Here is a 4,028-nt window from a genome sequence, read left to right on the forward strand (position 1 = left end):
TGGCGCCACCTGCGGGCCCGGGCGTCGCCGCGGTGCTGCAAACCGCACACTTTCCTGTGGATATCCGCCACCAGTCGAAGGTCGACCGCACCCGGCTCGCGGCCTGGGCGCGGCGGGCGCTCGCCGGCGGACGGGTGGGCCGGCCGTGAGGGTTCTCGTCACCGGCGCGTCCGGCATGCTCGGCGGCGGTGTCGCGCGCGCCCTAGCCGACCGCGGCGACGAGGTGACGGTCTTCCAGCGGCGGCCGCTGACCGGCTCCGGTGCGGCGGGGCTGCGCGAGTCGCTCGGCGACCTGTCCGACGACGCGGCGCTGAGGGCGGCGGTGGCCGGTCAGGACGCGGTGGTGCACCTCGCCGCGAAGGTCAACGCCACCGGCGCGTGGGCCGAGTACGAGCGGATCAACGTGCGCGGCACCGCCTCCCTCCTGCGGGCCTGCCGGGAGGCGGGCGTGCCGCGGATGGTGTTCACCTCGAGCCCGTCGGTCGCGCACGCGGGGCACTCGCTCGTCGGCGAAGGCGCCGGCCCGGCCGACCCGGATGCGGTGCGCAGCCCGTACGCCCGCAGCAAGGCGCTGGCCGAGCGGCTCGCGCTGGCGGCGGACGCGCGCGACGACCTGGCGGTCGTGGCCGTGCGTCCGCACCTGGTGTGGGGGCCGGGCGACACCCAGCTCGTGGCCCGTATCGCGCGGCGCGCGCGGGCCGGGCGGCTGCCGGTGCTCGGGTCGGGCGCGGCGCTCGTCGACACCGTCTACCTCGACAACGCCGTCGACGCGCTCGTCGCCGCGCTGGACCGGGTGGAGGCGGCGCGCGGGCTCGCGCTCGTCGTGACGAACGGCGAGCCCCGGCCGATCGCCGAGATCCTCACCGGCTGGGCCCGCGCGGCCGGTGCCGTCGGGCCGTCGCGGCGGGTACCGGCTCCGCTGGCGTTGGCCGCCGGCAGCGCCGTCGACGTGGTGACGGCGGCCCGGCTCCGGCTCGGGCACGACCTCGAGACCGACCCGCCGCTGACCCGCTTTCTCGCCGAGCAACTCTCGACCGCGCACTGGTTCGACCAGCGGCGCACCCGCGACGTGCTCGGCTGGGCACCGCGGGTCGGCCTCGACGAGGGCTTCGCGCGGCTCGCCGCGCACTACGCCCAGCACCCGCTGCCGTAGCCGGCCACCCCGGGCGGCAACGGGATTCGCGGCGCCTGTTCGCGCCCCGTGCGGGTCGCCGCGCGGGTTGCTGCGGCGATGACGTGCGGAGGTCGTGCCGATGCCGTGCCGATGCCGGGCGGACGTCGCGCGGCTTTCGTGGGGATGCCGCGGCGACGAGCCCGGCATAGGCTGGTGAAGATCCCCGCGCGCGTCCTGACCAGCGGCGCCCGCCCGCGCACCTTGCTCAAGGCTTCGGCGAGTTCGACGGTGCGCCACCACAACTCCCGACCCATCCGCCGCGCGCCCGCGCGCGCCCGCACGCCTGAAGGACTCCTTGTGACCCAGCAGAACCAGCACGCCGACCTGTCCGCGATCCCCGGCCAGAGCCAGGACTGGCCCGGCACCGTCTCCGACCTCGACCCGCAGCCCGACCACGGCGAGAACTGGTCGGCGCGTGGACGGCTCACCGACAAGAAGGCGCTCATCACCGGCGCCGACTCCGGCATCGGGCGCGCGGTCGCCGCGATCTTCGCCGCGGAGGGCGCCGACGTCGCGATCGCCTACCTGCCCGAGGAGGAGCAGGACGCGCAGGAGACGAAGCGGCTGGTCGAGGCCGCGGGACGCCGGTGCGTGCTGCTGCCCGGCGACCTGCGCACGGCGCAGGCGAACATCGACGCGGCCACGAGCGCGGTCGAGCAGCTCGGCGGTCTCGACGTGCTCGTGCCGAACGCCGCCTACCAGATGACGCACGACCACCTGAGCGACTTTCCCGACGAGCAGATCGAACGCACCTACGCGACCAACGTGTTCTCGCCGTTCTGGCTGGTCAAGCACCTGTCGAAGGAGCTCAGCGATGGCGGCAGCGTCATCATCACCACCTCCGTGCAGGCGGTGAACCCCTCCGAGCACCTGCTCGACTACGCCTCGACGAAGGCGGCGCTGAACAACCTCGTCGTCAATCTGGCCGCCGAGCTCGGGCCCGACGGGATCCGCGTCAACGGCGTGGCGCCGGGCCCGATCTGGACGCCGCTCATCCCGGCGACGATGGCCGCGGAGAAGGTCGAGGGCTTCGGCTCCGACACCCCGCTCGGGCGGGCCGGCCAGCCCGTCGAGGTCGCGGCCGCCTACGTCTTCCTCGCCTCCGACGAGGCCAGCTACGTCTCCGGCACGATCCTCGGCGTCACCGGCGGCAAGGCCGTCTTCTGAGGCGGTGCCGTGGGTGTCGCGGGGCGAGCGGTCGCGTTCACTGGAGGCGGTCACGGCCAGGTGGCGATCCCGGCGCCGCGGGCGACGGCCTGGACGGCGCTCAGCCGGCGGCCACGAGGCCGACGGCGACCGCGCAGAACAGCAGGCCCAATCCCTGCACCGCGTCGACGCGTTCGCGCAGGATCGCCGCGGCGAGCAGGATCGTCACGACCGGGTACAGGGCGGTCAGCACGGCGGCGACCGTCATCGTGCCCGACTGGGTGGCGAACAGGTAGGTGAGGTTCGCGCCGGCGCTCATGACGCCGGCGACGAGCCCGCCGACTCCGGCCGCGCCGCGCGCCACCCAGCGGGTGCGGGTGGCCACCGCGAAGGCGACGAGCGTGAGGAGCGCCACCAGCTGGCAGACGGCCACCGGGGTCAGACCTGCTTCGCGGGGGACCCGGCCGAGGGCGACGAACAGCACGCCGAAGCCCAACCCCGCCACCACGGCATCGCGCAGCGCGGAGGCGTCGCGGGCGCGCGAGTCGGCGCCGCCCGCCTCCGAGGTGTCGGCGGCCCGCGAGACGCACCAGATGCCGGGCAGAGCCGCGGCGATCCCGGCCCAGGTCAGCGGGCTCGGCCGCTCCCCGAAGAGCAGCCCGGCGGCCACCGGCACGAGGGCGACCCCGACGGCCGACACGGGCGCGACGACCGACACCCGACCGGTGGCGAACCCGCGGTAGAGGAACGCGGTGCCGACGGCGTTGCCGATGCCGCCCACCGCACCCCACGTGAAGTCGACGAGGCGCGGGGACCCCGTCGTCGCCGCCCATGCGGCCAGCGCGACGACGACGAGCGACGCCAGCTGGCACGCGGCCGCCACCGCCCAGGCGTTGCTGCGGCGCGCGGAGACCCCGGCCACGAAATCCGACGCCCCGTAGGCCAGCGCCGAGGTCAGCGCAAGAGTCACCGCGATCACGAGGCGCCAGTATGCCCGGCCCCGCCCGCAGCCCCGGCACCCGGCTCAACAGGCGGCCGGGGCCGTCTCCAAAGCCCGGGTGGCCCGGCGGCACGCGTCGCAGCCGCAACACTCCTGCGCGTGCATCGTGCCCGCGTTCCGCACCGATCCCGGTGCCCACAGCGGCTCCGGCACGGAGCCGGGGTGAGTCCACGTCGGCTCCAGCACCGGCTCCGGGTCGATGTCCGCCTGCGCGCCGGCCGCGCGGCAACAGTCGCAGCGCACGTAGCCGCTGTCTCGGGGTCGGTGCCACTGCTCGCGATGGCCGCAGCGGCGGCAGCGGTGCACGAGCACGCTCACGAGGCCGTGGCCCGGGCCGGCGCGATCGGCATGAGGAGGGTCCACGCAGTGGACGCGACCGGGCCTGCGGCGGAGGCCGGGCACAGCGAAAGCGGCGCGAGAGGGCCGTCCAGTGCGAGGGTCAGCCGCTCGCCGGGCATCGCCCCGATGGCCTGCAGGAGGAACTCCCGATCGAATTCGGCGCCACCACCGCGACCGGCGAGGCTCTCGGGCAGGCGCACGACGTCGCGCCCCCGCACGCGCCGGCCGTCCAGGCCCGCCACCAGGGCGGCCAGCTCGTCGGCGTCCAGCGCTGCGCCGCCGGACACGCCCGGAATCAGGCGGTCGACGTCCGGGTAGTCGCCGGGGATGAGTTCCAGCCCGTGGCGACAGCCGTCGGCCACCGCCTCC

Annotated in this window: 5 protein-coding genes; 2 read left to right on the forward strand and 3 right to left on the reverse strand. The window is 75.7% G+C overall.

Annotated features, from left to right (window positions below):
- Positions 1–145: 145 nt before the first annotated feature.
- On the forward strand, positions 146–1,153 hold the full coding sequence (locus PINTE_RS20535) for an NAD-dependent epimerase/dehydratase family protein (RefSeq protein ID WP_068434319.1): 1,008 nt from the start codon (positions 146–148) through the stop codon (positions 1,151–1,153).
- 318 nt (positions 1,154–1,471) lie between these two features.
- Positions 1,472–2,341 carry an SDR family oxidoreductase gene (locus tag PINTE_RS20540; RefSeq protein WP_068434321.1) on the forward strand — a complete coding sequence of 290 codons (870 nt, stop codon included), beginning with the start codon at positions 1,472–1,474 and terminating at the stop codon, positions 2,339–2,341.
- Positions 2,342–2,441: 100 nt separating this feature from the next.
- Here PINTE_RS20540 and PINTE_RS20545 read toward each other — a convergent pair whose 3' ends face one another.
- The 3 genes from PINTE_RS20545 to PINTE_RS23485 all read right to left on the reverse strand — a co-directional run.
- Positions 2,442–3,299, reverse strand: a complete 858-nt coding sequence (locus PINTE_RS20545; RefSeq protein WP_217996671.1) for a GRP family sugar transporter — start codon at positions 3,297–3,299, stop codon at positions 2,442–2,444.
- A gap of 45 nt (positions 3,300–3,344) precedes the next feature.
- Positions 3,345–3,638, reverse strand: coding sequence for a hypothetical protein (locus tag PINTE_RS20550; protein WP_068434323.1), 294 nt, complete (start codon positions 3,636–3,638; stop codon positions 3,345–3,347).
- Positions 3,635–4,028, reverse strand: a 394-nt coding sequence (locus PINTE_RS23485) for a hypothetical protein (RefSeq protein WP_217996672.1), incomplete at its 5' end; no start/stop codon positions are given. The genes PINTE_RS23485 and PINTE_RS20550, both read right to left, overlap by 4 nt.

This window comes from Piscicoccus intestinalis NBRC 104926 (genome assembly GCF_001515525.1).
Classification (GTDB): Bacteria; Actinomycetota; Actinomycetes; order Actinomycetales; family Dermatophilaceae; genus Kineosphaera; species Kineosphaera intestinalis.